The following is a 6414-nucleotide window of genomic DNA, read 5'->3' on the forward strand; positions in this document are numbered from 1 at the left end:
GTGGATGAATGATTACCCACGTAAAATCCTGGGCTACCAGACACCGCATGAGCGTTTCGCCAAGGCACTCAATCAAACACAAATGGTACAAAGTGCCTAGTGTAAAATTTCCCTCCCCCCCGAGGGGGAGGAAAAGCCCAGCCACCAGAGTGCTTTCACAAACTCTGGATTGGGATTATACCCTAGTGGCTAACTTAAACTTGAAATTCGCGAACCTTTCTCAGATAATTTGACCTGAAAATCATTTATAATAAATTTTCACAGTATGTCTTGCAGGTCAATAGTGTAATTAAACTACTACTAAAATTCTCATTAATAGTTTTTACTAAATGATTACTATTCAATATTGTGGTTTTTAGATAATCCCATCGCCCGATACTTAAGTATCAGTTTTGCTGGAATTTTTCTGGCCATTAAAAATAGGCCTCCTTTTCATTTAATTTGAAAGCTTTGGCTTTCAAATTAAATATACAGAAAAGCAAGACCTAAGCGGACTCTTTATGTGAATCAGTGGACTCGAACTGCGAATTCAATAAAACATCGGGCGGACTCATTGTCATGAACCGGTGGACTCCAATTGCGAATCGATGGACTTCAACACGCGAAATAATCATCAAGTCACTTTTTCATAAAAAAGTAACCCTTTAACCACCATGGATAAAGGATTTATAATTATTATACCGTTACTCCCACTCAATGATGTTCTCCAATTACCCCTCTACAGGGGTTAACAAAAATCCTTTTAAATCAACCTTTCTCAATCATTTCCTTAAGAAAAATCCCAATACTATTTGCCCTTTCTCAGATTATTTGCCCTTTTATTGCCCTGAAAATCATTTATTTTAAACTGTCATAGTCTGGATTTAATGTAAATGCTTTAATTAAATTACTACGAAAAAAAGTAGTATCCACACATATAAACTCATCTTCAATGATTTTATTTTTAAGACCTTCCCCAAGGTCCTTAGCGACACTTTCAGCCTTCTCCATTTTTTCATGAATATTTTGCCCATCATGAAAGCTGACAATATCTGATACTACTGCATTTGCATCCTGGCCCTCTGTAAACTCAAAAACAACTGTAAATTTTACAATCTCATTTTTCTTTACCAATGTTCACACCACCAAATAATTTGCTTATATTAATGTAATATTGAATTGCTATAGTTGTTACCCAATACTACAAACATCTTATTTATCATTTGAATATATTAATCAGAATGATATAATATAAGTAACAAAAATCAGTTTCATGGTGTTATTGAATCCCCATTCTATGCTAGTAGATTGGGGGTTTTTTGATGTGTCAGTTCTACACCTTCCTTGCTATCAGCAAAGAATTGAACTGGTTGATGGTAATAATTTTAGCATAATTTTTGATTCACTTCTTTAAAGACAAGTTGTTCATTTACGATAGAACCGGATTATTTCTCTAAAAAATCTTCTTAGTATCAAATTTTCTAACACTTCCATTGATTGATCTAAGTTTTAATTAAATGATTACATACACACAAAGCCTACCTTCATAAAACTTCTTCTTTGGCATGATCTTATCAAACACCCTAATCACACACTTGGAAACCAGCGTAATCAATATCTCTGTAATGTCTATTTAGGGTCTACCTTTACTAGACAAATATATGACACGTTAAGAAAAAGAAATACCATTTGAGAGAGTTACTATTATTAAAAATATTTAGTATCATTTAAATTAAAGAAGGAGCTATTAATGAATTTAAAGTTATTTATTTTTAGTGTAGGTGAATATTTAAGGTCTAGAAAAGAATTTTTAAAAGGCGAATCTGAAAGCGTTTTGGGCAGTAGTTATGAACAAGAGCATGTTTTTTAATAGCAGGAGTATGTTAAAAATCAAATGATACCTAGGCTCGGTGAACTGCTGGTTCGAAATAGAACAGCATAAATTAACAGGAGGTAATGATGTGGATACGTATAATGCGCCATATATATCAAGGGTGAAAATAAAAAACTTTAGAAATTTCAAAGATGTGGATGTGAATTTGGATCACAAGCAAGTGATTATTGGAGAAAATAACATTGGAAAAACAAACTTCTTGAGAGCAATTCAACTTATTCTTGACCCGAAGCTTTCTGATGAAGATAGATATCTGGTAGAGACAGATTTTTATGACGGGCTTGACTCACCACTGGAAACAGGGGAAGAGGTCGAAATTACAATTGATATAAGGGGTCATAGTCATAATAGAGTATTACTTGCTGCATTAAGTGACGCCACAGTGAGTCTTGACCCGCCAACACTTCGCTTTACTTATCATTATTTCGCCATTCAGAACCCAGATGGTACATATAAGTACGAATACCGTATATACCAAGGCAATCAAGAAAATACTGCCTTCACACACTACCATAGGCGTTATTTAAATATAAAAGTTATTAATGCGATTAGAGACGTAGAGTCAGAAATGAGAAATACTAAGAAATCACCTCTAAATTTTCTGCTTAAAGATTATGATATTAAGAAAGAAGAATTGGAAAGTATAGCTTCAGGTTTAAAAGAAAAAAGTGATGAAGTACTTTCTATTGATGAGTTAGTTGATTTAACAGAAAAAATAAATCAACGATTCACTAATACCATAGGTAATCAAGTTGATGCAGATATTTCTTTAAGTACTATAAATTATGACCCAAATAGGATATTAAGCACCTTAAAGTTGATGATAGGTAAAGGTAAAAGACCAACTAGTGATACTAGTTTAGGTTTGAATAATATACTATATATTTCTTTGATTTTATTATCTTTAGAAGATAAAACAATACCTTCAATCTTAAAAAAAGAATCATACACGAACCTTATTGAGGAAGAAGGGAGCGAAATACTAGGTGATTTTTATCAGGAGAATGACAAAGGAAATTATATACTGAATAATGATATTTCAGAAGAAGATAATATCCTTCTTTATGATTTTATGGATAGAAACATGTCTACTGGGAAAGGTATTACTATATTAGCTATTGAAGAACCAGAGTCCCATTTACATCCTTCATTACAAAGAATTATTTATAAAGATGTAATGAAAAAAAATACATCTGTTTTAATGACTACACATTCTCCTTATATCACCTCTGTTTCACCAATTAATTCTATCGTTCACTTGCGAAGTTCTGAAGCTGAAGCAGGAACTACAGTTAAAACAACTGCTTCTCTTGAGTTAAATCAGAGAGATAAGAAAGACTTAGAACGATATGTAGATATTAAGAAAGGAGAAATTTACTTTGGTAAAGGTGTTGTACTAGTAGAAGGTATGGCTGAAGAGTATCTGATTCCAAAATTTGCGGAACTTCTTGGATATTCTTTAGACAAAGAAGGTATAATCTGCTGCAACATCAACTCTACAAACTTTAAACCGTATGTGCAGTTTCTTGAAGCACTGGGAGTTCCTTTCGTGGTGATTACAGATGGAGATTATTATTACCATAATGAAAAAGATAAAAAAATATTTGGTTCTATGAGTCAAGATAGTCACGAAAAATTTGGGTTTGATGGAAATGATAGAATTAAAAAAATGCTGATAGATTTAGGAAAACTAAATGAAGAAGAAACTCCTGAGGATAGTATTGAGCAAGACAAACTATTTTCAGATTACGGCTACTTTGTGGGAGTATATACACTGGAAATCGATATGATGTCTCAACCAGAAGAGGTAAGAGATCTCAAAGTTTTTCATGATCTCTTTAATGAATTGACCCAAGGTGGAGAACAACAAAAGAGCAACTTTAGAAAATCACTTATAGAATATGATTTTGTAACGTGTTTAAGAAAAATAGAAAGTAGACACTCTCAAATAGGAAAAGGTAGATTCGCACAAGCATTATCTATGGAGTGCGAAGAAAAGCACATTCCTGATTATATTAAGGAAGCCATTCAAAGTATTTATGAGAAAGTATGTAGACTATGAATAAGTTATTTCATAAAAAACTTGAACAAATAAGATGTGACAAAGAACAGTTGGAAGCTTATGATTCAACCGAAAATACAGTTGTTATAGCCGGACCTGGTAGCGGGAAAACTACCATACTTACGCTGAAGATTTTACAATTATTAAATGATGAAATTACTGCCCCTCGTGGATTAGCTTGTATAACTTATAGTAATGAATCTGCTAAAGAATTTACTAAAAGACTAATAAAACTTGGTTATCAGAAAAGAGCGAATGTTATTTTAGATACAGTTCATTCTTTTTGTATTTCTGAAGTAATTGTACCTTTTAGTTATCTATGCGCTGATGAAATTCCACAACCAATTAATATAATTTCTCCAAAGGATAAGGAGGAATTGTTTAATAGTGTAAAAAATAAGTTGGAAATTAATAGCTCAGGATTAAGGCTTTCAGATATGGATAAGGAAAGAAACCAGGCAATTGGTAATGCTAGTACAGTGGAAACTCCCTCATATGATATTGCGCTTCAAGCAGCGATAGAATATGAAAAAGAATTAAAAGCATGTGGGAAATGTGATTTTGAAAAAATAATTAAATGTGCTACTAATTTGATTGAGAATTACGAGTATGTAAGAAAATGTCTAGAGGCAAAGTTTCCTTGGATACTTGTAGATGAGTATCAAGATTTAGGTAAGCCCTTGCATGAAATGATTCTAACACTTAGTACTACTACAAAAATTAAGTTTTTTACTGTCGGTGATCCAGATCAGTCAATATACTCTTTTCAAGGTGCATTGCCAAATTACCTATTGGAACTCAGTGAACATCCGAAGTTTTCTTCTGTGCACTTGAGAACAAACTATCGTAGTAATCAAGATATTATCGATGCATCAAAAATTGCATTGAATATTGAGGAGCGCAATTATAGAGCTGGGACTAGAGTAGGAGAAAAAGCAGAGTTTCATTTTATTAGATGTAACCACAATATGAGTGATCAGTTTCAGTACGTCGTGGATAAAATAATACCTGAAGCGAAACGAGAAGGAATACCTTTAGATGAAGTTTGTATACTTCTGAGAGCACAATCAGAAATTAGTGATTTAAGCGCAGTAATGGAAGAAAACCAGATTCCGTATTATAAAGCTAATTCAAGTTTTATGAAAAGTAAAATCATTGTATGGTTAAAAGATTGTGCTACATGGATCGTCGATAACAAATCAATATCTTTTACAGAATTGATTGGGTTCTGGATGAAGTTACTTTCAAGCAAAGATACATTGATTAAAGATGAAAAGATCACAGAAGAAAGAATTTTTTTATGGAGTCTTCTTAAAGAAAGTGAGCAACATAAAGAAAGTTTGGAAAGTTGGCTAAGATTTATAATTCCTGAACTCAATCTTATTCAAAAAGTTAGTAGTTCATCTCGATATTCTAGTGAAATGGAAACTATTAATCATTTTATTGACTCTATAACAGAAAAAGATTTAGCTAATTATAACTTGAAAGAGTTCTCTCTATTAGATGCACCCAATAATCAAGTAACTCTTTCTACTCGTCACAGTTCCAAAGGACTTGAGTTTGAAGTCGTTGTAATGCTGGGGATGGAAGAAGGGAGTTTCCCTTATTATAGAAATGTAGATGACCCTGAAAAGCTTAAAGAAGACCGTCGTCTATTCTTTGTTTGTTTAACACGAGCTAAACGTGTTTGTTATTTACTAATGTCTAATAAAATTACGAGCCACACCAGGTTTGGAGAAAGGACTCATGACAAAGAACCATCAATGTTCTGGAAGGAGTTATATCATTTGCATAGGTAGTTTTCTTTATTTCCTTTGTCAAAAAAACGACCGTTATTGTTACAAAATGAGATTATTAAAAATTCATCTGTCATTTTCATCGATAAATTACGTGTATTATAATTGTTGTTTTGCCCACTCAACTTTAAAACCCAGCTGTCTTCGTATGAAGATAAGCTGGATTCCTTAACTATAGTGCAAGTTATTGCCTAAACCAGTGCAAAATAAGTCCGAAAATGACAGCTAACATTATAAAAAAGGCAGCTATATTTTCGTATAAAAACTCTTAAAGTAACAGTTAATATTATATTAATGAGCAGATTCAATGAAAAACCCTTCAATAATTTTATTATAAATATCTGGCTGTTCAAGATGTACAACATGACCTGCAAAAGGTATGATTGTGTTTCGCAAGTAGAAAGTACATAGAAATGCAATGAAAAATGCAGAGGGTTGCCACCCTGTATCTTTATTGTCCATTTAACGTGATTTCGATAATGCATGACTGAGTCGATAGCTTTCACCGGTAAATGATAGCACGTGGGCATGGTGGATGAGCCGATCCACCAGCGCAGCGGTCAGTCGGGCATCGACAAAGATTCTGTTCCATTGACTAAACTCCAGGTTCGAAGTGATGATTAGACTCTTCTGTTCATACCATTCGGAAATGAGCTGGAACAGAAGCTCCGAGCCTTCTTTGC

At 33.2% G+C, this 6414-nt stretch carries 5 protein-coding genes; 2 read left to right on the plus strand and 3 right to left on the minus strand.

The annotated features are described in order from the left end of the window. Window positions 1–837: 837 nt before the first annotated feature. Complete coding sequence (locus BO48_RS16525; RefSeq protein ID WP_496369200.1) at window positions 838–1113, minus strand: hypothetical protein; 276 nt, start codon at window positions 1111–1113, stop codon at window positions 838–840. Window positions 1114–1940: 827 nt separating this feature from the next. On the opposite strand from BO48_RS16525, the gene BO48_RS16530 reads away from it, so the two are divergent. Together BO48_RS16530 and BO48_RS16535 are read left to right on the plus strand one after the other, a co-directional pair. After that, complete coding sequence (locus tag BO48_RS16530) at window positions 1941–3935, plus strand: ATP-dependent nuclease (RefSeq protein ID WP_496369202.1); 1995 nt, start codon at window positions 1941–1943, stop codon at window positions 3933–3935. Next, on the plus strand, window positions 3932–5734 hold the full coding sequence (locus tag BO48_RS16535) for an ATP-dependent helicase (RefSeq protein ID WP_496369204.1): 1803 nt from the start codon (window positions 3932–3934) through the stop codon (window positions 5732–5734). Before BO48_RS16530 ends, BO48_RS16535 begins: the two co-directional genes overlap by 4 nt. Before the next feature lie 288 nt (window positions 5735–6022). On the opposite strand, the gene BO48_RS16540 is transcribed toward BO48_RS16535, so the two are convergent. Both BO48_RS16540 and BO48_RS16545 read right to left on the minus strand, forming a co-directional pair. Beyond that, window positions 6023–6193 (minus strand): hypothetical protein, encoded by a 171-nt coding sequence (locus BO48_RS16540; RefSeq protein WP_496369206.1) that lies wholly within the window; start codon window positions 6191–6193, stop codon window positions 6023–6025. Then, a partial coding sequence (locus BO48_RS16545) for an ATP-binding protein (RefSeq protein ID WP_496369208.1) occupies window positions 6194–6414 on the minus strand: 221 nt, incomplete at its 5' end.

The sequence above is a fragment of the Lacicoccus kunmingensis DSM 17847 genome, from assembly GCF_059568765.1.

Coding starts and splice junctions, on each gene's coding strand:
- BO48_RS16540 (WP_496369206.1), bottom strand. CDS start 6,193: ATGGACAATAAAGATACAGGGTGGCAACCCTCTGCATTTTTCATTGCA.
- BO48_RS16535 (WP_496369204.1), top strand. CDS start 3,932: ATGAATAAGTTATTTCATAAAAAACTTGAACAAATAAGATGTGACAAA.